Raw genomic sequence first — 20,672 nt, forward strand, 5'->3', positions numbered from 1 at the left:
CCATGACGGACGACAACGGAACCGGCACGGACCAGGGCGCGAGCACGGGCGGCGAGGCCTCCGGACCCCGCGCCGGGTGGTACCCGGACCCGGCGGGCTCGTCCCGTCAGCGCTGGTGGGACGGGACCGGCTGGACGGAGTCGCTCCGCGACGCGCCGGCGGCCACTCCCACCGCCCCGGCCGAGAGCGGGTCGGCGCAGGCCGCCGCGACTCCCGTTCCGCCGACCGCACCGACTCCGCCCGCGCCGCCCGCCGAGCGTCCCGCCTACGGGGAGACGTCGAGCGGAGCGGCGACGAGCTACGGGCAGTCGGCCTCGGGTCGGTATCCGCAGCAGCCGTCGTCCGCCGACCCGCAGCAGAGCTACGGGCAGCAGGGCTACGGGCAGCAGGGCGCCGGTCAGCAGCCGCAGCCGCAGCAGCCCTCCGGCCAGCAGCAGCCGCAGCAGGGCTACGGCCAGCAGGCTCCCCAGCAGTACGGCCAGCAGGGGTACGGCCAGCAGCCCTACGGCCAGCAGCAGCAACAGCCTTACAACCAGCAGCAGCCGCAGTACCCGGCCTACGCCGCGGCTCCCGGAGCACCCGTGCAGCAGCGCGACACGAGCATCGTCACGTCCACCCCGTGGATCTGGGTGGTGGTCCTCCTGCCGCTGCTCTCGGCGCTGTCGATCTTCCTCCTCCCGCCGAGCGCGATCGTCGACTCGTCGATGGCCTCGACCTACGGGCCGAGCTCCTCGATGGGGATGTCGACCGCCTACCTCGTCGGCCTCGGCGTGCTCCAGGTCGTCGGCTTCCTGATCTACGCGGCGGAGGTCGTCTTCGCCTTCCTCGACTGGCGCCAGCTGAAGCGAGCCGGCCTGCAGCGTCCGTTCCACTGGGCGTGGGCCTTCCTCGCCGCTCCCTACGTCTACGTGATCGGCCGAAGCGTGGTCGTGAAGCGCGTGACCGGCGGCGGACTCCTCCCGCTCTGGGTCTTCCTCGGCGTCGTGGTCGTGTCGTTCCTCATCGCGATCGGCTGGACGGTGTCGCTCTTCTCCCAGATGACGCAGGCCTTCGCTCCCGCGGGCTTCTGAACCCGTGCGCGCCGCCGGTCTCGTCCTGACCGGCGGCGCCGTCTTCACCGCCGACGCCGTGCGCTCCCGAGCGCACGGCGTCGCTGTCGTCGGAGGGCGGATCGTCGCGGTCGGCGCCGACGCCTCCGACCTGATCGGGCCGCGCACCGAGGTGGTCGACCTCGAGGGCCGGATGCTCGTCCCCGGCTTCCAGGACGCCCACGTGCACCCGGTCTGGGGCGGCGCCGCGCTGCTGCGCTGCTGGCTCGGAGCGGGAGGGTCGCCCGCCGAGCACCTGGCGACGGTCGCCGAGTACGCGGCTCGGGAGAGCGGAGCGGAGTGGATCCTCGGCGGCGGGTGGAACCTGCCCGACTTCCCCGGAGGCACCCCGACCGCCCGCGAGCTCGACACGGTCGTCCCTGACCGGCCCGCCTTCCTCACCAACGCCGACGGGCACGGTGCCTGGGTCAACTCCGCCGCACTGCGCCTCGCGGGGATCGACCGCACGACGCCGGACCCCGCCGACGGCCGCATCGAGCGCCTGGCCGACGGGACCCCCTCCGGCACCCTGCACGAGGGGGCGATGGACGCAGTCCGCCGCCACCTCCCGCCCGCGAGCGCGGACGAGCTCCACCGGGCGCTGCTCCTCGGGCAGGAGACCCTGCACTCGTTCGGAGTGACGGCGTGGCAGGACGCGATCATCGGCTCCTACGGCGATGTGGGCGACCCCGGTCCGGTGTACCGCCGCGCGGCGCTGAGCGGCGAGCTGACCGGGCGCGTCCGCGGTGCGCTGTGGTGGGACCGAGGCCGCGGCGTCGAGCAGATCCCGGAGCTCGTCGAGCGGCGCGCGGCGCTCGCCGCCGACCGCTTCGCGCCGACGACCGTCAAGATCATGCAGGACGGGGTCGCCGAGAACTTCACGGCGGCGATGCTCGAGCCCTACCTCGACGGGCACGGCGGCCACGGTCACGGCGACGGCCTCTCGATGGTCGACCCGCGCCTCCTGAACGAGGCCGTGCCGCTCCTGGACGCGGCCGGGTTCCAGGTGCACCTCCACGCGATCGGTGATCGTGCCGTACGCGAGTGCCTGGACGCGGTCGAGCGGGCGATCCAGGCGAACGGGCGCCGCGGCAACCGCCACCACCTCGCCCACCTGCAGGTCGTGCATCCGGACGACCTGCCGCGCTTCCGTGCGCTCGACGTCGCGGCCAACCTGCAGATGCTGTGGGCCTCGCTGGAGCCGCAGATGGTGGAGTTGACGCTGCCGTTCCTCGGTGAGCGGCGCGGCTCGTGGCAGTACCCGTTCGGCGACCTGCTCCGCTCGGGCGCGGTGCTCGCCGCGGGGAGCGACTGGCCGGTGTCGACGCCCGACCCGCTCGCCGCGATCCACGTCGCGGTGAACCGGCTCTCGGCGCCGTCCGAGCGCGAGCCGGGGTGGAGCGAGGAGGTGTTCCTCCCGGGGCAGCGCCTCGACCTCGCCACCGCCCTCTCCGCCTCCACGGCCGGCTCGGCGTGGGTGAACGGCCTGGAGGGCGAGTCGGGCTCGATCGCCGTGGGACTCGCGGCGGACTTCGCCCTGCTGGACCGGGACCCCTTCGCCGGCGACCCCGGGGCGATCGGGGACACCCGGGTGCTGGGCACCTGGATCGGCGGAGAGCGCGTCCACACCGCAGCGGACGCGCCCGCCTGATCCGGGTCGTTCAGGAGGCGGCGCTCAGCAGGTGATCGCTCCGCCGATGATCCCCGCGAGCAGCCCGCCGGTCGCGGAGGCGATCGCGCCGGGACCGGAGATCGCACCGATCACCCCGCCGGTCGCGGCACCGCTGACGCCGCTTCCGGCGACGCAGTGGCCCCACTCGGGCGAGCTCCAGTCGCTGTTCAGGCGCAGGCCGCGCACCGCGGAGCGGGACGCCGAGTCCGGGGCGAAGTGGAAGGTGAGCGTGTCGGAGTCGTCGATCGACCAGTGGCCCGACACGGTGCGGCCGCGTCCGACGTCGATCCTCTCCGGGAGTGCGTCGGACGTCTCGGCGCCGTCCGTGAAGCCGACCCCGCCGCCCGCCAGCTCGACGATCCGCGTGCCGTCGGTGACGTCGAAGGTCACCGTCGACGCCGATCCGCCCCGTGCCTCGAGGTGCACCCGGCTGCTCGTCTCCTGCCTCGCCGGCTCGGCGTGCGCGGCCTGCGCTGTGAACAGCGGCACCGCCAGCAGAGCGGCCGCCGCCGCGACCAGTGCCGTGCTCGTCCTCTGTCGTTCCATCGTCGTTCCCTCCCTCGGATTCCGATCCAGGAGGGAGGGCTCAGCGCCGCCGGTCGACGAGGGCGAGGACGACGGACGCCACCGCTGCCGCGACGGCGGCGGTGACCACGACGTCCCACGGATCCTCGGCGCCCACCGCGGTCGCGACGAGGTGCCCGGCCAGGACGCCGACGAACAGAGCCGGCAGCATCAGCCAGATGCGCCGTCTGCGTCGTGCCGCCGTACCGGCCTGTTCCCTGTCGCTCATGCTCGCCCTCCTGGATTCACCATACAGGTATGGAGTACCAGGCGGTCGCGACGCGCGTCGAGGAGGTGGCGCGATCCGTCAGGCCTCGCTGCGCTGGATGAGGCGGGAGAGGACGATCGCGGAGCGCGTGTGGTCGACGTTGGGCGCGATGCGGACCTTCTCGAGGGCGAGCTCGAGGCTGGGGATGTCGCGCGAGCGGATGTGGACGATCGCGTCGGCGGAGCCGGTGACCGTGCCCGCGTCGACGACCTCGGGGACCGCGGAGAGGATGCGGCGGAGCTCGTCCGGAGCGACGGTGCCGCGGCAGAAGAGCTCGACGTAGGCCTCGGTGGCCATGCCGTCGACCGCGGGGTCGACCTTGATCGTGAAGCCGCGGATCACGCCGTCGGCCACGAGGCGGTCGACGCGGCGCTTCACCGCGGAGGCGGAGAGCCCGACCACGCCGCCGATGTCGCCGTAGCCCGCGCGGGAGTTCTGGCGCAGCAGATCGAGGATCTTCCGATCGATGTTGTCCATGCTCCGAGGATAGGCGCGGCCGGAGCGGCGCCTGGACGGCAGCAGAGTGCCACTGGAGATTCGTGACGCCCGGCTATATAGTTGCTCTCGGTCAATAGTTGATTGCAGTCAACTAGATCCGCCGCCGTGATGAAGAGGAGCCCATGTCACACCCCGAACACCGCGCCGCATCGCGCGGAACCACCGCGCCGCACGCCCCCGCCGGGCCGGACGGCGCCATGTCGCACCGCCAGGTGCTCGAATCGCTCAGCGGCCTGCTGCTGGGCATGTTCGTCTCGATCCTCGCGGGCACGGTCGTGTCGACCTCGCTGCCCCGGATCATCTCCGACCTCAAGGGCGACCAGAACGCCTACACCTGGGTCGTCACCGCGACCCTGCTCGCGACCACGGTCTCCACTCCGCTCTGGGGCAAGTTCGCCGACCTGTTCAACCGCAAGCTGCTGATCCAGCTCGCCCTCGGCCTGTTCGTCATCGGCTCCGCTCTGGCCGGCTTCTCGCAGGACACGAACATGCTGATCGTCTTCCGCGTGTTCCAGGGCCTGGGCGCCGGCGGACTCGCCGCGCTGAGCCAGATCATCATGGCCGACATCATCAGCCCCCGTGAGCGCGGCAAGTACGCCGGCCTCTTCGGCGGCGTGATGGCGATCGGCACCGTCGGCGGCCCGCTCCTGGGCGGCGTCGTGACCGACGCGTTCGGCTGGCGCTGGAACTTCTTCATCGCGATGCCCGTCGCGATCGTCGCGATCGTCCTCCTCCAGATGACCCTCCGCCTCCCCGCGCACCCCAAGCGGAAGGTGCGGATCGACTACCTCGGCGCCGTGCTCATCGCGGGCGGAGTCTCGCTCCTGCTGATCTGGGTCTCCCTCGCCGGCAAGAACTTCGACTGGGCCTCGTGGGAGACCGCGGTCATGGTCGGCGGTGCCGTCGTGCTGCTGATCGCCGCCGTGATCACCGAGCTCACCGTGGCCGAGCCGATCATCCCCATGGGGATGTTCAAGAACCGCACCTTCAGCCTCGCCGTCGTGGCGAGCATCTCGGTCGGCGTCTCGATGTTCGGCGTCGCCGTCTTCCTCGCGCAGTACATGCAGCTGGCCCGCGGAGCCACGCCGACCCAGTCGGGCCTGCTCACCATCCCGATGATGGCCGGCCTGCTGATCGCGTCGACGATCTTCGGCGGGATCATCTCCCGCACCGGCAAGTGGAAGGCGATCATGATCAGCGGCGGCGTGCTCGCCGTGATCGGAACCTCCCTCCTCAGCACCCTCCGCTACGACACGGACCTGGTCCTCGTCGGGATCTACATGGCCGTCCTCGGCGCCGGCCTGGGCATGCTGATGCAGAACCTCGTCCTGGTGGTGCAGAACTCGATCGAGGTGAAGAACCTCGGCGTCGCGACCAGCGCGGTCACGTTCTTCCGCAGCCTCGGCGGCACCGTCGGAGTCTCGGTCCTGGGCTCGATGCTCGGCACCGTGATCGCCGACCGCATCAAGACCGGCATCGCGGGGCTCGCTCCCGCCGACCAGGCTCTCGCCGCGCAGGCGCTGGGCAGCGGCACGATCCCGCAGCCGGCCACCCTGCCCGACGCCGTGCGCGTCGTGGTCGAGAGCGCCTACGGGATCGGCGTCGGCGACGTGTTCCTCTACAGCATCCCGCTCGCCGTGGTCACGCTGATCGCCGTCGTCCTCCTGCCCAACGTGAGTCTCGGCTCGAAGAACGCGGTGCAGCTCAAGGCGGAGCCGACCACTCCGCTGCAGGCCGCGGAGGACGCCCTCATCGCCGCCTCGGACGGCCAGGCGGCGCTCCGCCCCGTCGGCCAGGCCCGGCGGACGGACGACGCGACGCACGCCCGGGAGGGTCGCGAGGCCACTCCCGCCGGACACGGCCGCCACGCCGACGACGAGCGGCAGGAAGAGCCGGTCGGGCACGCACGCCACGCCGCTCCCACCGGCTCCGTCGACGTGATCGAGCGCTCCTGATGCCCGCCGCCGCGCCCTCGGCCGAGGCGCTGCACGAGGTCGAGGAGCAGATCACCGTGCTCGCCGTCCAGGTGCGCCTCGCCGTCCGGGACGCGGCGGCGTCGATCGACCCGGCGCTGCCGCCCTTCGGACTGCGGCTGCTGCGGATCCTCGAGCGCTGCGGTCCGGTCCACTCCGGCGCCGCGGCGGAGCGGCTCGGGGTCGACCGCAGCGCGATCAGCCGCCAGGCCCGCCAGCTCGCCGAGCTGGGCCTGGTCGAGATGACCTCCGATCCCGCCGACGGCCGAGCGCGGTTCCTCTCGCTCAGCGCGGCCGGATGCGAGCGGATGCGCGACCTCGGCGGCCGTCAGCGGCAGCGGATGCAGGAGGCGCTGAGCGCCTGGCCCGAGGAGGACCTGCGTGCGTTCGCGGGATACCTGGAGCGGCTGACCGCGGCCGAGTGAGCCGCGTGATCTGAACGAGTGGCGCGGACCGATGCGGTCCGCGCCACTTCTGCGTGCCGCCGGACGCGGCGCGGGCGCGCTGACCGCGCGCCGTCTCGCGCCACCCGGTGCCGACGCCGTCGTGGTCGTTCTACATTTCCTGAGATGTTCTCACTCAGGAGGCGATGACCCTGTTCTCTTTCGACCACGCAGCAGCGGCGGAGCTGGTCCGCGCCTCGGACGAGGCGGCGGAGGCGCTCGCCTCCCAGGGGCTGCTGAGGTCCGTCGCTGCCGAGTACGCGCTGGGCGAGTTCCGCGGCGCGTACGCCGAGCTGTTCCGCCGGGTCTGCGTCTGCGACAGGGAGAATCGCGGTCGGCTGAGCGCCGAGCTGCACGAGCTCGCCGACACGGTTCGGCTCGTGGCACGGAAGGCCGAGGAGGAGCGTCGGCGCCGGGAGGAGTACCTAGCCTGGGAGCGGCGGGCGGACGAGCGCGAGCAGCAGCGCCGCCTCGATCCGGTCGCGGCCCTCGCGGCGGGAGTCGAGGAGGTCGTCGACCGGCCGCCGTCCGATCGGCCGGTCGTGCCTCCGCCGATCCGTGCGCTGTTCTCCCCCCGGTCGGTGCCCCGCACGTCCCCGGGCGGCCCCGCCGCGGGAGGCACGACCTCCGCCGACCCCGAGCGCCTCGACGTCTTCGTCTCGCAGACCCGGCAGGCGGACGAGGCGATGCGCTCCCGGCTCCAGGATCTGATGGCCGCCTGGGGAGCCTTCGGCAACCGCTGCTCGTGGGCGCCGGTCGAGTCCTTCTCGGTGCTCCGGGGCTTCCGCGAGCTGCTGTCGATCGGTGCGGCCGACGCGACCTGGGTCGAGCAGATCTCCCTGGCCTTCACCGCCGCGGGGGGAGCGGCGCTCTCCGTTCCGGTCCTCGACGCCGTCGGCACCCTGGCGCGGCCCCGGGGCGGCCGGAGCCTGCTCGACTCCCTCGCGGCGCTCTCGTCCGACGATCTCGCGACACTCCTGGCGGCGTCGCCCGACCTCGCGGCGCGCCTCGGGCGACTGGCTCCGACCCTCGTGAACGACTGGTGGCGGGGCCTCGACTCCACGGACGGCGCGCGCTTCTCGCCGCAGCAGGAGGCGCTGGTCGCCGGTCTGCCCGGGGTGATCGGGAATCTGGAGGGTGTTCCCTACCGCGCCCGGGTGAGGGCGAACGAGAGGGCGCTGAGGGCGCGGATCGTGGCGCTGAGGAGCGAGGCGGCGGGCCTGCGCGGGAAGGCGGGCGACGGGGAGCGACTCGCGGCGGTGGAGTCGCAGCTGGTGGCGCTGAGGGACGTGCGGGCATCGCTCCGGCGCGGTCTCGGTCAGGACCCGCGCTTCCTCATCTCCCTGACCGCCGACGAGCCTCCGCTCGCCGCCGTCTCGATCGGCGATCCCGACACCGCCACGAACGTCACCTACGCCGTCCCCGGGATGGGACAGACGACGGAGAGCATGACCCGATGGACGAAGGCGTCGCAGAATCTGCAGTCGCTCCTCCCGCCCGGCAGCGCCGTCGTCTCCTGGATCGGCTACGAGACCCCGCCGATGGCGCGGCTCGGCGGGAACGGCATGGACGTCCTCACCTCGAACCAGGCGGTCGCCGGCGGCGCCGCACTCGCCTCGGCTGTCCAGGGGCTCTCCGCGGTCCGGGGCGACGACCTGCCGAAGCCGAACGTCGTCGCCCACTCCTACGGCAGCACCGTCATGGCCGTCGCCGCCTCGCGCTCGGACGTCGAGCTCGGGGTCGTCGTGACGCTGGGCTCGGCCGGCCTCCCGGACAGCGTCGACGAGGCGAGCGACCTGCACGCGGAATCCGTCTTCGCGGGGCAGGCGCGGGACAAGTACCTCGGCGAGACCGAGAGCGGCGACGAGGCCGCGTGGATGGGCCGCGCCTTCAGCTGGAACCACCACACGGATCCCGCTGACGAGGACTTCGGCGCGCGCGTCTTCGGTGTGGAGACCGGAGGCGACGCCGGGAGGATCGTGACGGATCACGCTGCGCTGAAGAGCGACGACGGCGATCTCGCGGGGTATCTCGACATGAACACCGAGTCCCTGCAGAACGCGGCGTGGGCCGTCTCCCGGCGACTCGACCTGCTGACCGAGAACCGGCCGCTCGGACCGACCGCCTTCCAGAAGGTGGTCGTGGGAGCCTCCCATGGCGGGTAGAGGCTCTCCTCAGCGGACGGGCGTCGCGCTGACCGTCGCCGCTCTGCTCGTGATGTCGATGACCGCTTGTGCAACGGAGAAGGAGGCGAGACCGGTGAGCACGATGAGTCCTCGGGAAGGTCGGGATCGGGCGGTGGAGTTCGTGCGGGACTCCGCGGGGCGGCTCGATGTGGAGGGGTGGTGGCCGCGGAGCGGCGCGGCCAGGCCCGATGTGTGCGGCCCCGGCGACCGGGTGAGCGGTGCGAGCTACAGCTACGCCTGGTGGGCCCCGGCGGGCACCGATGTCGAGGGGGATGCGCGGAAGGTCGCGGACTACTGGGAGTCGCTGGGGATGACGGTGAGAGTGACCGATTCGACTCCGCGCCCGACGGTCTACGGGCAGGGCGGACCGGTGCTGCGGGCGAGCTTCGTCACCGGCGCTGTCGAGGAGATGTACATGATCGGGGCGGAGATGCCGTGCGCGCCCGGCGATTTCGAATCACTCCTCCTCGAGGACGAGGCTCAGCGCGCGGCGGGTGCGGTCCTTCCGGGTGATGAAGGCGTCGTCCCGAAGCCGGATCCGTGGGACCTCCCACTCCCCTCCGATCCGTCGGGTTCCGGCTCGGAGGGATGAGCCGCCCCGTCCACCGCGTCCTGATCGGAGATGCCGACGTCGCTTCCGTTGCCGGGGGAGGGGTCGGCCTCAGCGCGGTGCGCCCACCAGCTGCGCGACGTGCACGACGAAGGCGCGGCGGCGGTCGCGCGTCTCCTCCCCGCCCCGGGAGGCGAAGGGGGTGAGGTGCCAGATCTCGCAGAGGCCGAGGAGGGCGATGAAGAGGTCGTCGGCGGACCAGCTCGCGTCGACGACGCCGGTGCGCTGCCACTCGAGGACCCGGGCCTCGGGGGCGGGGACCCCGCCGAGCTGCTCGCCGGCCTCCTCCCAGACGCCGGCTCCCTCCAGGCGCGCCCACGTGAGCAGGCGCAGGAACTCCGGGTGCTCCCACACATGGTCGAACATGCGGCCCGCGAGGTCGGGGAGGTCCGCCGCCTCGGCGAGGAGCGTCTCGTCGAGAGCGCCGAGCGCCTCGACGACGGTCGCGACGAACAGGCCGCGCTTGCCGCCGTAGTAGGCGTAGAGCCGCTCCTTGTTCAGACCCGCCGCCGCGGCCACACGGTCGACCCGGGCGCCCGCGAAGCCGTGGGCGGCGAACTCGACGGAGGCCGCGCGGAGGATCCGCTCGCGCGCGGGCAGCGCCGCATCGGATGTCGGCTCCATGGTTCACCTCCGGGCGCTCGAACGATACACTCTTCTTCGCCCAACCAACTGGTTGGGGTGGTTCGGCCCCGATGACGCGGCTCGGATCCGGACCCGCCGGTCCCGCTCCGCTCCGTGTGAAAGGCCGCCATGCCCTCCCCGTCCGCTCCCTCCTCCGCCCGCCGCTGGTGGGTGCTCGTGATCCTCGCGCTCACGCAGCTCGTCGTCGTGCTCGACGGCACCATCGTCACGATCGCCCTCCCCGCCGCGCAGGCCGACCTCGGCCTCACCGACGTCGAGCGCCAGTGGGTCGTCACCGCCTACGCCCTCGCGTTCGGCGCGCTCCTGCTCCTGGGCGGCCGCATCGCCGACTACACCGGCCGCAAGCGCACCTACCTGATCGGGATGATCGGCTTCGGCGCCGCCTCCGCCTGGGGCGGCCTCGCCACCTCCGGCACCGAGCTGATCGCCGCCCGCGGGCTGCAGGGCGCCTTCGCCGCGCTGCTCGCTCCGGCCGCTCTGGCCCTCCTCACCGTCTCCTTCCCCTCCGGCCGCGAGCGGGGCACGGCCTTCGCCGTCTTCGGAGCGGTCGCCGGAGCGGGCGCCGCCGTCGGCCTCGTGCTGGGCGGGCTGCTCACCGAGTTCGCCGACTGGCGCTGGTGCCTCCTCGTCAACGTCCCCGTCGTCGTGGTCGGCGCGATCGCCGGCCAGCTGCTCGTCACCGAGAGCCGCGCGGAGGGGCGCAACCGCTTCGACGTCGCCGGGACGATCACCGTCGCGCTCGGGCTCGCGAGCGTCGTCTACGGCTTCACCCTCGCCGAGCAGGGCTGGCTCCGCGTCGACACCCTCGGCTTCCTCCTCGTCGGCGTGCTGCTGCTGGCCCTCTTCGTGCGGATCCAGGCCCGCTCCGACCACCCGTCGCTGCCGCTGCGCATCGTCGCCGACCGCGTCCGCGGCGGAGCCTTCCTGGTCCAGGCGATCGTCGGCAGCGTGATGATCGGCTCCACCCTCTACCTGACCCTGCACCTGCAGCTGGTCCTGGGCCTGCCGCCGCTCGAGGCGGGCCTGGCCAATCTGCCGATGACGGTGACGATCATGATCGTCGCCGGAGTCGCCGCCAAGCTGCTGCCGCGCACCGGCCCGCGCGTGCTGATGATCGTCGGCCCGCTGATCGCGGCGGCCGGGCTCCTCTACCTGAGCCGTATCACCCCCGACGGCGGCTACCTCCTCGAGGTGCTGCCCGCGCTGATCCTCCTGGGCGTCGGCATGGCGATGGTCTTCGTGCCGCTGCAGAACCTCGCGCTCACCGGAGTCGCGGCCCACGACGCCGGTGCCGCCGGAGCGACCGCGAACGCCGCCATGCAGATCGGCGGCTCGATCGGGCTGTCGATCTTCACGACCCTCTACGCGGGAGTCGCGGGCGAGCAGCAGTCGCCGGTCGCCTTCGTCGACGGCTACTCCGCGGTCTTCGTCGCGGCCGCGATCGGGCTGGTCGTCGCCTCCATCGTCGCCGTCGCGATGATCCGGGTGAAGAAGGAGGAGTTCCTCGCCCAGGCTCCGAAGGAGGCCGTCGCCCACCTGGGCTGATCCCGGCCTAGGCTCGGAAGCGCCATGCAGCCACTGACCGAGACCGAGATCCGCGAGTCCTTCGTCAACGCCTCCCGCAAGGAGGTCGCCGATCTCGCGCTGCCGAAGGACTTCGACGCGCTGGACTGGTCGGTCATCGACCATCTCGGGTGGCGCGACCGGAGGATGGGCCGCCGCGCCTACGTCGTCGTGCCGCTGGAGGAGCGCCTCGTCGGGGTCCTGCTCACCCAGGCCGACGCCCTGCCGCGCTCGCGGGCGCAGTGCTCGTGGTGCCGCGACGTGCAGCTCCCGAACGACGTCGTCTTCTTCGGGGCGCGGAAGGCCGGAGCGGCCGGGCGGGCGGGGGACTCGCTCGGCACGCTCGTCTGCTCCCGCTTCGAGTGCTCGGTGAATGTGCGGCGGCGCCCGTCGGTGGCCTACATCGGGTTCGACCTCGAGGCGGCGCGGGCGCAGCGGATCGCGACTCTGCGGGCGCGCACCGAGGGCTTCGCGCGCGAGGTGCTCGGCGAGGCGTGACCGCGCTCAGCGGCGCGTGGACGCGCGCACGTGCATCCGCTCGCCCTGGCGGCCGAAGAGGCTGAGGAACTCGACCTGCTGCTCGTCGGCGCGGCCGAACCAGTGCGGCACCCGGGTGTCGAACTCGGCGGCCTCGCCGGCCGGCAGCACCAGATCGTGCTCGCCGAGCCGCAGGCGGAGCCGCCCGCTCAGCACGTAGAGCCACTCGAAGCCCTCGTGCGCGCGCTGCTCCGCCGGCTCCGTCACCGGCCCGGCCGGGAGCGTGTGCTTGAACGCCTGGAGCGCGCCCGCGTCGCGGCTGAGCGGCTGGATGACCATGCCGTTCCGGCGCACCGGCCGCCCGTGCACGCGGGGATCCTCCGGCGCGGCGCCGACGAGCTCGTCGAGCGGCGCCCCGAGGGCGCGGGCGATCGGGAGGAGCAGCTCCAGCGTCGCGCGGCGGCCGCCGCTCTCGAGGCGCGAGAGGGTGCTCGCCGAGATGCCGGTCTCGGCCGCGAGGGACGCGAGCGTGCGGTCGCGGCGGGTGCGCAGGCGCCGGAGCCGTGGCCCGACGGCGGCGACGATCTCGTCGTCGGACGGGGCGGGCGGGGTTTCGGGCACGACGCCATCCTGGCACGTGCGGTCGCGCCGCATGCCGGAACGGCACGGATCCTCGCGGCCCAGCCCGGGGCGGCGGAGCATCGACCCATGACCTCCACCGACGCCCCCACCGGCCCGCCCGTCCCCGCCCCCGCCGACGTCCTGATCCTCGGCGCCTCCTTCGCCGGCCTCGCCGCTGCCACCGCCCTCGGCCGCAGTCTCCGCGACGTCCTCGTCGTCGACGGCGGACCTCCACGCAACGCACCCTCGCCCGGTGCCCACAACGTGCTGACCCGCGACGGCGTCCCGCCCACGGAGCTGGTGCGCCTGGCGCGCGCCGAGGCCGAGGGCTACGGTGCCCGGGTGGTCGAGGGCGAGGCGGTCCGCGCCTCCGCGGGTGCCGAGGGCGTGACCGCGACCCTCGCCGACGGCACGGTCCTCCGCGCGCGCCGCCTCCTGCTCGCGACCGGCGTCCGCGACCTGCTGCCGGAGATCCCCGGGCTCGGCGCCCGCTGGGGACGGGACGTCCTGCACTGCCCCTACTGCCACGGCTTCGAGGTGCGCGGCCGGCGGATCGGCGTGCTCGGCAGCTCGTTCGCCGGGCACCAGGCGCAGATGTTCCGGCAGCTCAGCGACCGGACGTCGATCCTGCTCCACGGCGCACCCGCGCCCGTCGGCGACGAGGCGGCGGCGCTGGCCGCCCGCGGGATCGCTCTCGTGCCGGGTCGCGTCGAGAAGGTCCTCGTCGAGGACGACCGCCTGGTCGGCGTGGTGATCGACGGTCGACGGCACGAGCTCGACGCGCTCGTCGTCGGCCCGCGGGTCGAGGGGCGGCTCCCCGAGGGGCTCGGCCTCGAGCTCGCCGACCACCCGTCGGGAGTCGCGCGGCACCTCGCCGTCGATCCGATGGGCCGGACCGGCGTCGCCGGGGTCTTCGCCGCGGGCTCGCTGGTCGAGCCGATGGCGCAGGTCGTCGCCTCGTCCGCCGACGGGCTGCGCGTGGGCGCGGCGATCAACCACGACTTGATCGAGGAGGAGATCGCCGACGCGCTGCAGGCCGCCTGACGCGCGCTCAGCGGCGGCGGTACTCCAGCTCCGGGCGGCCGGGGGAGCCGTAGCGGGGCGCGCGGTCCGCGACTCCGGAGTCGGCGAGGTGCTCGAGGTAGCGGCGGGCCGTCACCCGCGAGATGTCGAGGCGGGTGGCGAGCTCGGCCGCCGAGAGGCCGACGGGACCCAGCAGCGCGGTGACGGCCTCGAGGGTCTGCGCCGAGAGCCCCTTCGCCAGACCCGGGGCGTTGGAGGTGCGGAGCGCCGCGAAGGCCCCGTCCACCTCGTGCTGGCTGGCGACGTCGGCGCCGTGCATCCGCTCGCGGTACGACCGGTAGCTGGCGAGCTTGGCGGCGAACGCGCTGAAGACGAACGGCTTGATCAGGTACTGCACGATGCCGGCGGCGACGGAGGCGCGCACGTTCGCGGCGTCGCGGACGGCGGTGATCGCGATGACGTCGACGTCCAGGCCCGCCGCCCGGACGGCCCGGCAGAGGTCGAGGCCGCCCATGTCCGGCAGGTTCATGTCGAGCAGGATCAGCGCGATGCCCGGGTCCGCGCGCAGCGCCCGGATCGCCTCCGCCCCGCTGCCGGCGACCGCGGCCACCTCGAAGCCCTCGACCCGTCGGACGTAGTCGGCGTGGGCGCTCGCGGTCAGCGGCTCGTCCTCGACGACGAGCACCCGGATCACGACGCCACCCGCGCGGGCAGCGGCAGCTGCACCGTGAACACCGCGCCGACGTGGCGCGAGACCTCGATCGAGCCGCCGAGGCGCTCCACCACCTGCTGCACCAGCGCCAGGCCGATGCCGCGGCCGAAGCCGTCCGACTCCTTCGTCGAGTAGCCGCGCGCGAAGACGTCGGCGGCGCTCGCGACTCCGGGGCCGCTGTCCGACACCTGCACCACCAGCTCGCCCTCCGCGAGGCCGAGGTAGACCTCCACCCACGGCTCGCGGTCCGGAGCGGAGGAGGCGGCCGCGTCGAGGGCGTTGTCGATCAGATTGCCCAGCACCGTCACGAGGTCCCCGGGCTCCAGCCCCTGCGTGCCGGGCTCGAGGTGCGTCTCGAAGTGCAGCTCGACGCCGCGCTCGCGGGCCTGCGCGGCCTTGCCCAGCAGCAGGGCGGCGATCACCGGCTCCTGCACGGAGCCGAGGACCCGGTCGGCCAGGCGCTGGCTGAGGTTCAGCTCGCCGGCGGCGAACGCGAGCGCCTCGTCGGGCCGGCCGAGCTCGATCAGCGACGCGATGGTGTGCAGGCGGTTCGAGAACTCGTGGGTCTGCGAGCGCAGCGCGTCCGAGAGGGTGCGCAGCGACTCCAGCTCACCGCTCACCCGCTGCAGCTCGGTGCGGTCGCGGAGCGTGACGACCGTGCCCAGGGGGCGGGCGCCGGGGGAGGCGGCGGGCCGCTCGTTCACCACGAGGATCCGCTCCCGGGCCACGACCAGGCGGTCCGAGACGGGCTCGTCGTCCTGCAGCAGCTCGCGCAGGGCGACGGGGAGGTCGAGCTCGGCGACCGGCACCGGCGTCCGCACGCCCTCGAGCCCGAGCAGCTCCAGCGCGTGGTCGTTGGCGAGCACCAGCCGGCCGCGGTCGTCGACCAGTAGCAGCCCCTCCCGCACCGAGTGCAGGACGGACTCGTAGTAGGCGAAGACCTGGCTCATCTGCTCCGGGCCCCGCCCGCCCGTGACCCGCCGCAGGTAGCGGGCGAGGAGCCACGAGCCGACCGCGCCGAGCGCGACCGCGCCGAGCGCGCCCCACGCGACGACCTGCACGCGGGCGGCGAAGGAGGCGTCCACGGCCGAGAGCGTGACGCCCGCCGACACGAGCGCGACGACCGCGCCGTCGGCGTCCTCGATCGGTGCGACGGCGCGGACGGAGGGCCCGAGCGTGCCGGTGTACGTCTCGGTGAAGGTCCGCCCCTCCAGCGCGGGCTCGATCGTGCCCTGGAACGGCAGGCCGATCCGGTCGCGGTCGCGGTGGGTGTACCGGGTGCGGTCGGGGGCCATGATCGTGAGGAAGTCGACGCCGGTGTCCCGCATGACCTCCTCGGCGTACGGCTGCAGGCTCGCGGAGGGATCCGCACCGGCCGTCGACTCGAGGACGAACGGATTGTCGGCCACCGTCCGCGCCACGACGAGGCTCCGCTGGGCGGCCTCGTCGCCCGCCCGGCTCCGCGCGTCGAGGGCCAGCACCGCGACGGCCGCCGCGGCGATCAGCAGGATGCTCAGCAGCTGCACGGCGAACAGGCGCGCGGCGATGCTGCCGCGCGGTCCGCGTGCGCTCGGCGTCCTGACCATGCCACTCCCTCGTGAGCGAGCGCTCGGGGCGCCCCGCCGTGAACAGTATGAACGCAACCGTGCCGGGCTCCGGAGGCGGGGCCACCATCGTCCTACCCCCTCACCTCGACGAAGAGAAGGACACCCCCATGGCGAAGACGCCTCAGACGCCGTCCGACCGGTTGATCCCCGCGGTCACCCCTCCGAAGACCCGGCGGCGCATCGACCGGAACCACTGGCTCTACATCGCCGTCATCATCGCCGTGGTCGCCGGCGTCGTGGTCGGACTCGTCGCTCCCGCCTTCGCGGCGACGCTCGAGCCCGTCGGCAAGGCCTTCGTCGGACTGATCAAGATGATGATCGCGCCGATCATCTTCTGCACCATCGTCATCGGCATCGGCTCCATCGCGAAGGCCGCCACGGTCGGCAAGGTCGGCGGACTCGCGCTGGGCTACTTCATCGTGATGTCGACCTTCGCCCTGGCGATCGGCCTCGTCGTCGGCAACATCCTGCACCCGGGCGAGGGCCTCGACATCTCGAGCGCCACCTACGACACCAGCGACCTCAAGGCCGAGAGCACCAGCGACTTCGTCCTCGGGATCATCCCCGTCTCGCTGTTCTCCTCGCTCGTGGACGGCAGCATCCTGCAGACCCTCTTCGTCGCGCTGCTCGTCGGCTTCGCGCTGCAGAAGATGGGCGCCAAGGGCCAGCCGATCCTCGGAGCGATCAAGCAGCTCCAGGTCCTGGTCTTCCGCATCCTCTCGATGGTGCTCTGGGTCGCCCCGATCGGCGCGTTCGGCGCCATCGCCGCGGTCGTCGGCAAGACCGGCTGGGGAGCGGTCGTCGCTCTCGCCACCCTGATGATCGGCTTCTACATCACCTGCGCGATCTTCGTGGTCGTCGTCCTCGGCCTGCTGCTGCGCCTGGTGACCGGCGTCAGCATCTTCTCGCTGATGAAGTACCTGGCCCGCGAGTACCTGCTGATCGTCGGCACCTCCTCCTCGGAGGCGGCGCTGCCCCGCCTGATCGCGAAGATGGAGCACCTCGGCGTCTCCAAGCCCGTCGTCGGCATCACCGTGCCCACCGGCTACTCCTTCAACCTCGACGGCACGGCGATCTACCTCACGATGGCGTCGCTGTTCATCGCCTCGGCCACCGGAGCGCCGATGTCGATCCCGGAGCAGATCGGCCTCCTCCTCTTCATGATGATCGCCTCGAAGGGCGCCGCGGGCGTCACCGGAGCGGGCCTGGCCACGCTGGCCGGCGGCCTCCAGTCCTTCCGTCCCGACCTGGTCAACGGCGTCGGCGTGATCGTCGGCATCGACCGCTTCATGTCCGAGGCCCGCGCGGTCACCAACTTCACCGGCAACGCGGTCGCCACCCTTCTCGTGGGCACCTGGACCAAGCAGATCGACATGGTGCAGGTCCGCGAGGTCCTCGGCGGGCGCTCGCCCTTCGACGAGACCACGCTCGGAGCGGACGAGCACGAGGCCCCCGCGTCGGGCACCTCGATCACCGAGGGGATCGCCTCGATCCAGGACTCCGATGAGGCGTCGCGGATGCGTGCGGAGATCGCGGCCAAGCGCTAGCCGATCCGATCACGACGGCCCCGCCTCCCGGAACCGGTCCGGGAGGCGGGGCCTCCGTCGTCCGCGGGTCAGTGCCTCCGCACCCCGAGCAGAGGCAGGGTCACCGAGCAGAGCGGCCCGATCAGCACCGCGAAGAGGAGGGTGCCGAGGCCGGCGTCGCCGCCGAGGGCCCAGCCGATGAGCAGCACCGTGAGCTCGACGCCCGAGCGCGCCACCCAGATCGGCAGGCCCGTGCGGGTGTGCAGGCCCAGCATCAGTCCGTCGCGGGGCCCCGGACCGAGGTGGGCGCCGATGTAGATCCCGCTCGCGACCGCCAGAAGCACGAGGCCTCCGGCGAAGAGCAGGCCGCGGGCCCACCACTCGTCCGGCGTCGCCAGCACGCGCAGCCCGACATCGATCATCGTGCCGACCACGAGCACGTTCAGCACGGTGCCGAGACCGGGCCGCTGTCGGAGGGGGATCCACAGCAGCAGGACGAGCAGGCCGATCACGTTCGTGAGCAGTCCGATCCCGAGCCCGGTCTGGTGCGCGACCCCCTGGGCGAAGACGGTCCACGGGTCCACGCCGATCGCCGCGCGGATCATCATCGCGTCGGCGAATCCGTAGAGGATCAGGCCCACCAGCAGGCGCGGCACGGGTCGGAGGCGCCACTGGCCAGCCGGGGGAGCGGCGGCGGCGACGGGAGCGGTGAGCGTCATGGACTCATCACAGCGCGACATTGGCCTTCTTCGCGCGGTCCAATCCGGCTACCTTGGACGCATGGCTGATGTCCACTTCGGCGCGCGCGCCCTGCAGACCCTCCTCGGCGACTGGCGCGAGCAGCGCGGCACCCGGCCCGCCTACCTCGCGCTGGCCGATCGGATCCGCCTCCTCGGGATCGACGGCCGCATCCCCGCGGGCAGCCGCCTTCCCGCCGAGCGCGAGCTCTCGGCCCGCCTCGGCGTCAGCCGCACGACCGTGGCCGCCGCGTACCGCGAGCTGCGCGACAGCGGCTACCTCGTCAGCGTGCGCGGCTCCGGCAGCGTCACCCGCCTGCCGGGAGCGGCCGTGCACGTGGTGCCCTCGCTCGCGCCGGACTTCCTCGACTTCACCAAGGCGGCCCTGCCCGCCGTCCCCGAGCTGGCCGAGGCGTACACCCGCGCGGCGCAGGCGGCCCCCGAGCACTTCGACTCCGGCTCCTACGACACGGTCGGTCTGCCGGTGCTGCGCCGCGCGATCGCCGAGCGCTACGCCGCGCGGGGTCTGCGCACCGAGCCCGGCCAGATCATGGTGACCATCGGCGCGCAGCACGCGATCGCGCTCGTCGCCCGCACCCTGCTCGCGCGGGGCGACCGGGCGCTGATCGAGGCCCCGACCTACCCGCACGCCTACGAGGCCCTCCGGCTGGCCGGCGCGCGGCTCGTGCCGGTGAACGTCGACGGGGCGGACGGCTGGGACGGAGAGGGCCTGATCGCCGCGCTGCGCGGCACGAGCCCGAGCCTGGCCTACCTGATGCCCGACTTCCACAACCCGACCGGCCGCTCCATGGCCCCCGAGCTGCGGGAGCGGGCGATCGCCGCCGCGGCCCGGCAGGGGACCCTGATCATCGCCGACGAGACGACGGCCGAGCTCGACATCGACCGGCGGATGACGCCGCTGCCGTTCGCCGCCTACGGGCCCGAGGGGACGGTGCTCTCGATCGGCTCCGTCGGCAAGACGCTGTGGGGCGGCATCCGGATCGGCTGGATCCGCGCCGAGCGAGCGGTGATCCGCAAGCTGGCGCTGGCGCGCTCGGCGAGCGACCTCGGCACGCCGATCCTGGAGCAGCTCCTGGTCGCGGACATGCTCGGCCGGATGGACGGCGTGCTGGAGCTGCGGCGCTCGCAGCTGCGCGCGGGCCGCGACCACCTCGAGGCGGCCCTGGCGCGCGCGATCCCGGAGTGGAGCGTGCCGCGGGTCTCGGGCGGCCTCTCCACCTGGGTGGGCCTGGGCCGGCCGGCGAGCTCGCAGCTGGCGCTCGCCGCCCGGACGGCGGGCCTGCTGATCACCGCGGGCCCGCGCTTCGGGATCGACGGCGCCTTCGAGCGCTTCCTCCGCATCCCGATCGGCTACTCGCCCGAGGCGACCGACCGGGCCGTGGAGGCGCTCGCGACGGCGTGGGCGCAGGTCGCCCGGCACCCGGCGGCCGACCCGGGGTACCTCGCCGACGTGGTCTGAGGTGGAGTGCCCGTCGGGCGTGTGAGATCGTTCTCTCATGAGCGACGGGTACGGCTACCTGCTGGTCCACTTCGTGGAGGACCGGACCGGCCACAGCGAGAAGATCTTCCTCTCGCTCAGCCGGGGCGACGATCCGCTGCGCTGGCGCGCGCTCGGGCCGGTGCTGGAGTGGACCGGCGGCACGGGCGGCGTCCGCGACCCCCACATCGTCCGCGGGCCGCGGGGCTTCCACCTCGTCGCCACCGACCTCCGCGTCTGGCGGCCCGAGGGCCCGGACTGGGACCTCTACCGGCACCGGGGGAGCCGCGACCTCGTGGTCTGGGACTCCCCGGACATCCTCGAGTGGTCCGAGCCGCGAGCGGTCGCCGTCGCTCCCGAGGGCGCGGGCATGGCCTGGGCGCCGGAGTCGGTCTACGACCCGGTCTCGGGCGACTTCCTCGTGCACTGGTCCTCCGGCCTGGCCGAGGACGGCGACCCCGCCACCGGCGAGACGGGCGACAGCCGCATCCTGATGTCCCGCACGCGCGACTTCCGCACGTTCACCGAGCCCGAGACCTACCTGCGGCTGCCCGGCGGAGTGATCGACATGACGCTGCTGATCGAGCGCACGGCCGTCCACCGCTTCGCCAAGCAGCACGACGAGGCCCCCGACACGATGCAGGTGTTCCAGCAGGTCGGCTCCTCCCTCCTCGCGGACGACTTCGCCACCGTCGCCCGGGGGATCGGGCAGGAGCTCGGCCCGAGCATCGAGGGGCCGCTGGTCTTCCGGCACCACCGCGAGGAGCGCTGGTCGCTCTGGGTCGACCAGTACGCCCTCCGCCCCTACGGCTACCGCGCCTACACGAGCACCGATCCGGCCTCGGGCCGCTGGGAGCTCGCGGAGGAGTTCGACCTGCCCGAGGACACCAAGCACGGAGCGGTCCTCCCGCTCACCCGATCCGAGTACACGGCGCTCGACGAGCGCCACCCCGTTTGAGAG

The 20,672-nt window shown here is 73.3% G+C and carries 20 protein-coding genes; 12 read left to right on the top strand and 8 right to left on the bottom strand.

The annotated features are described in order from the left end of the window. The first annotated feature begins 2 nt into the window (after positions 1-2). Entirely contained in the window at positions 3-1,070 is a 1,068-nt protein-coding gene (locus C5C46_RS06960) for a DUF2510 domain-containing protein (RefSeq protein WP_146078945.1), read from the top strand. A gap of 4 nt (positions 1,071-1,074) precedes the next feature. After that, positions 1,075-2,739: an amidohydrolase gene (locus C5C46_RS06965; RefSeq protein ID WP_104226159.1), complete on the top strand. Its 1,665-nt coding sequence runs from the start codon at positions 1,075-1,077 to the stop codon at positions 2,737-2,739. 24 nt (positions 2,740-2,763) lie between these two features. On the opposite strand, the gene C5C46_RS06970 is transcribed toward C5C46_RS06965, so the two are convergent. The 3 genes from C5C46_RS06970 to C5C46_RS06975 all read right to left on the bottom strand — a co-directional run bounded on the left by C5C46_RS06970 (position 2,764) and on the right by C5C46_RS06975 (position 4,069). After that, positions 2,764-3,306 (bottom strand): hypothetical protein, encoded by a 543-nt coding sequence (locus C5C46_RS06970; protein WP_104226160.1) that lies wholly within the window; start codon positions 3,304-3,306, stop codon positions 2,764-2,766. Between the two features lie 40 nt (positions 3,307-3,346). Continuing rightward, positions 3,347-3,553 (bottom strand): hypothetical protein, encoded by a 207-nt coding sequence (locus C5C46_RS16555; RefSeq protein ID WP_146076614.1) that lies wholly within the window; start codon positions 3,551-3,553, stop codon positions 3,347-3,349. 78 nt (positions 3,554-3,631) lie between these two features. Continuing rightward, complete coding sequence (locus tag C5C46_RS06975) at positions 3,632-4,069, bottom strand: Lrp/AsnC family transcriptional regulator (RefSeq protein ID WP_104222855.1); 438 nt, start codon at positions 4,067-4,069, stop codon at positions 3,632-3,634. Positions 4,070-4,287: 218 nt separating this feature from the next. Between C5C46_RS06975 and C5C46_RS06980 the strand changes: the two genes are divergently transcribed. The 4 genes from C5C46_RS06980 (at position 4,288) to C5C46_RS06995 (ending at position 9,284) form a co-directional block, all read left to right on the top strand. Further along, positions 4,288-6,045: an MDR family MFS transporter gene (locus C5C46_RS06980; protein ID WP_104222854.1), complete on the top strand. Its 1,758-nt coding sequence runs from the start codon at positions 4,288-4,290 to the stop codon at positions 6,043-6,045. After that, positions 6,045-6,488: a MarR family winged helix-turn-helix transcriptional regulator gene (locus tag C5C46_RS06985; protein WP_104222853.1), complete on the top strand. Its 444-nt coding sequence runs from the start codon at positions 6,045-6,047 to the stop codon at positions 6,486-6,488. The genes C5C46_RS06980 and C5C46_RS06985 overlap by 1 nt, the downstream gene beginning before the upstream one ends. 164 nt (positions 6,489-6,652) lie before the next feature. Next, a complete protein-coding gene (locus C5C46_RS06990; RefSeq protein WP_104226161.1) occupies positions 6,653-8,671 on the top strand; it encodes an alpha/beta hydrolase in 2,019 nt (672 codons plus the stop codon). A gap of 49 nt (positions 8,672-8,720) precedes the next feature. Beyond that, complete coding sequence (locus C5C46_RS06995; RefSeq protein ID WP_146078946.1) at positions 8,721-9,284, top strand: hypothetical protein; 564 nt, start codon at positions 8,721-8,723, stop codon at positions 9,282-9,284. A 69-nt stretch (positions 9,285-9,353) separates the two neighbouring features. Here C5C46_RS06995 and C5C46_RS07000 read toward each other — a convergent pair whose 3' ends face one another. Beyond that, positions 9,354-9,926 (bottom strand): TetR family transcriptional regulator, encoded by a 573-nt coding sequence (locus tag C5C46_RS07000; protein WP_104222850.1) that lies wholly within the window; start codon positions 9,924-9,926, stop codon positions 9,354-9,356. A gap of 129 nt (positions 9,927-10,055) precedes the next feature. Between C5C46_RS07000 and C5C46_RS07005 the strand changes: the two genes are divergently transcribed. Then, positions 10,056-11,492 (top strand): MFS transporter, encoded by a 1,437-nt coding sequence (locus C5C46_RS07005; protein ID WP_104226163.1) that lies wholly within the window; start codon positions 10,056-10,058, stop codon positions 11,490-11,492. A gap of 24 nt (positions 11,493-11,516) precedes the next feature. Beyond that, entirely contained in the window at positions 11,517-12,008 is a 492-nt protein-coding gene (locus C5C46_RS07010) for an FBP domain-containing protein (protein ID WP_104222848.1), read from the top strand. 6 nt (positions 12,009-12,014) lie between these two features. Here the strand turns inward: C5C46_RS07010 and C5C46_RS07015 are convergent, their stop codons facing one another. Beyond that, positions 12,015-12,608 carry a helix-turn-helix domain-containing protein gene (locus C5C46_RS07015; protein ID WP_258059383.1) on the bottom strand — a complete coding sequence of 198 codons (594 nt, stop codon included), beginning with the start codon at positions 12,606-12,608 and terminating at the stop codon, positions 12,015-12,017. An 87-nt stretch (positions 12,609-12,695) separates the two neighbouring features. On the opposite strand from C5C46_RS07015, the gene C5C46_RS07020 reads away from it, so the two are divergent. Beyond that, positions 12,696-13,652 (top strand): NAD(P)/FAD-dependent oxidoreductase, encoded by a 957-nt coding sequence (locus C5C46_RS07020; protein WP_104226165.1) that lies wholly within the window; start codon positions 12,696-12,698, stop codon positions 13,650-13,652. A 7-nt stretch (positions 13,653-13,659) separates the two neighbouring features. Here C5C46_RS07020 and C5C46_RS07025 read toward each other — a convergent pair whose 3' ends face one another. Together C5C46_RS07025 and C5C46_RS07030 are read right to left on the bottom strand one after the other, a co-directional pair. Continuing rightward, complete coding sequence (locus tag C5C46_RS07025) at positions 13,660-14,325, bottom strand: response regulator (protein WP_104226166.1); 666 nt, start codon at positions 14,323-14,325, stop codon at positions 13,660-13,662. Beyond that, positions 14,322-15,929, bottom strand: coding sequence for a sensor histidine kinase (locus C5C46_RS07030; protein ID WP_104223810.1), 1,608 nt, complete (start codon positions 15,927-15,929; stop codon positions 14,322-14,324). The genes C5C46_RS07025 and C5C46_RS07030 overlap by 4 nt, the downstream gene beginning before the upstream one ends. 128 nt (positions 15,930-16,057) lie before the next feature. On the opposite strand from C5C46_RS07030, the gene C5C46_RS07035 reads away from it, so the two are divergent. Beyond that, entirely contained in the window at positions 16,058-17,497 is a 1,440-nt protein-coding gene (locus C5C46_RS07035; protein WP_104223811.1) for a cation:dicarboxylate symporter family transporter, read from the top strand. A gap of 68 nt (positions 17,498-17,565) precedes the next feature. Here C5C46_RS07035 and C5C46_RS07040 read toward each other — a convergent pair whose 3' ends face one another. Continuing rightward, positions 17,566-18,195, bottom strand: coding sequence for a YitT family protein (locus tag C5C46_RS07040; RefSeq protein ID WP_374952930.1), 630 nt, complete (start codon positions 18,193-18,195; stop codon positions 17,566-17,568). 61 nt (positions 18,196-18,256) lie between these two features. On the opposite strand from C5C46_RS07040, the gene C5C46_RS07045 reads away from it, so the two are divergent. Both C5C46_RS07045 and C5C46_RS07050 read left to right on the top strand, forming a co-directional pair. Continuing rightward, positions 18,257-19,693, top strand: a complete 1,437-nt coding sequence (locus tag C5C46_RS07045; RefSeq protein WP_104226167.1) for a PLP-dependent aminotransferase family protein — start codon at positions 18,257-18,259, stop codon at positions 19,691-19,693. Between the two features lie 37 nt (positions 19,694-19,730). Next, a complete protein-coding gene (locus tag C5C46_RS07050) occupies positions 19,731-20,669 on the top strand; it encodes a glycoside hydrolase family 43 protein (RefSeq protein ID WP_104226168.1) in 939 nt (312 codons plus the stop codon). Positions 20,670-20,672: the final 3 nt, after the last annotated feature.

This window comes from Rathayibacter sp. AY1E6 (genome assembly GCF_002931115.1).
In the GTDB taxonomy this organism is placed as follows: Bacteria; Actinomycetota; Actinomycetes; order Actinomycetales; family Microbacteriaceae; genus Rathayibacter.

What these genes read in the sequence shown, in the direction of transcription:
- C5C46_RS06960 (WP_146078945.1), top strand. Translation starts at nt 3, where the DNA reads ATGACGGACGACAACGGAACCGGCACGGACCAGGGCGCGAGCACGGGC.
- C5C46_RS06970 (WP_104226160.1), bottom strand. Translation starts at nt 3,306, where the DNA reads ATGGAACGACAGAGGACGAGCACGGCACTGGTCGCGGCGGCGGCCGCT.
- C5C46_RS16555 (WP_146076614.1), bottom strand. Translation starts at nt 3,553, where the DNA reads ATGAGCGACAGGGAACAGGCCGGTACGGCGGCACGACGCAGACGGCGC.
- C5C46_RS06975 (WP_104222855.1), bottom strand. Translation starts at nt 4,069, where the DNA reads ATGGACAACATCGATCGGAAGATCCTCGATCTGCTGCGCCAGAACTCC.
- C5C46_RS06980 (WP_104222854.1), top strand. Translation starts at nt 4,288, where the DNA reads ATGTCGCACCGCCAGGTGCTCGAATCGCTCAGCGGCCTGCTGCTGGGC.
- C5C46_RS06985 (WP_104222853.1), top strand. Translation starts at nt 6,045, where the DNA reads ATGCCCGCCGCCGCGCCCTCGGCCGAGGCGCTGCACGAGGTCGAGGAG.
- C5C46_RS06990 (WP_104226161.1), top strand. Translation starts at nt 6,653, where the DNA reads ATGACCCTGTTCTCTTTCGACCACGCAGCAGCGGCGGAGCTGGTCCGC.
- C5C46_RS07000 (WP_104222850.1), bottom strand. Translation starts at nt 9,926, where the DNA reads ATGGAGCCGACATCCGATGCGGCGCTGCCCGCGCGCGAGCGGATCCTC.
- C5C46_RS07005 (WP_104226163.1), top strand. Translation starts at nt 10,056, where the DNA reads ATGCCCTCCCCGTCCGCTCCCTCCTCCGCCCGCCGCTGGTGGGTGCTC.
- C5C46_RS07010 (WP_104222848.1), top strand. Translation starts at nt 11,517, where the DNA reads ATGCAGCCACTGACCGAGACCGAGATCCGCGAGTCCTTCGTCAACGCC.
- C5C46_RS07020 (WP_104226165.1), top strand. Translation starts at nt 12,696, where the DNA reads ATGACCTCCACCGACGCCCCCACCGGCCCGCCCGTCCCCGCCCCCGCC.
- C5C46_RS07030 (WP_104223810.1), bottom strand. Translation starts at nt 15,929, where the DNA reads ATGGTCAGGACGCCGAGCGCACGCGGACCGCGCGGCAGCATCGCCGCG.
- C5C46_RS07035 (WP_104223811.1), top strand. Translation starts at nt 16,058, where the DNA reads ATGGCGAAGACGCCTCAGACGCCGTCCGACCGGTTGATCCCCGCGGTC.
- C5C46_RS07040 (WP_374952930.1), bottom strand. Translation starts at nt 18,195, where the DNA reads ATGACGCTCACCGCTCCCGTCGCCGCCGCCGCTCCCCCGGCTGGCCAG.
- C5C46_RS07045 (WP_104226167.1), top strand. Translation starts at nt 18,257, where the DNA reads ATGGCTGATGTCCACTTCGGCGCGCGCGCCCTGCAGACCCTCCTCGGC.
- C5C46_RS07050 (WP_104226168.1), top strand. Translation starts at nt 19,731, where the DNA reads ATGAGCGACGGGTACGGCTACCTGCTGGTCCACTTCGTGGAGGACCGG.